This is a genomic window from Stenotrophomonas sp. SrG (genome assembly GCF_050031795.1).
Lineage (GTDB): Bacteria > Pseudomonadota > Gammaproteobacteria > Xanthomonadales > Xanthomonadaceae > Stenotrophomonas > Stenotrophomonas rhizophila_A.
This window is the reverse complement of the sequence record NZ_JBNBBE010000651.1, coordinates 1-249: the sequence shown is the minus strand read 5'-3', so window position 1 is coordinate 249 and position 249 is coordinate 1. Positions and strand designations below refer to the sequence as shown.

The 249-nt window shown below is 71.1% G+C and carries 1 pseudogene; it reads left to right on the top strand.

The features are described from left to right. A pseudogene (locus ACQG3P_RS21180) lies at positions 1-249 on the top strand (3-carboxy-cis,cis-muconate cycloisomerase); the annotation flags it as partial.

Below are 249 nucleotides of genomic sequence, written 5' to 3'. Positions count from 1 at the left end.
CCGTGACCCTGGCCGAGACACTGGGCACGTCCGCCGCGCATGCGCTGGTGGAAGTCGCATCGCGCGGCGCGCTGGCCGGATCGCGGCATCTGCGCGAGGTGCTGCAGGAACTGCCCGAGGTCACCGCGGAGCGTTCCGCCGCGCAACTGCAGGCCTTGTTCGCACCGGACAGCTGGCTCGGCATGACCGATGCCTGGCTCGACCGCGTGCTGGCGCGCCGTGGACCCTTTCACCTGGAGCACTGCATGG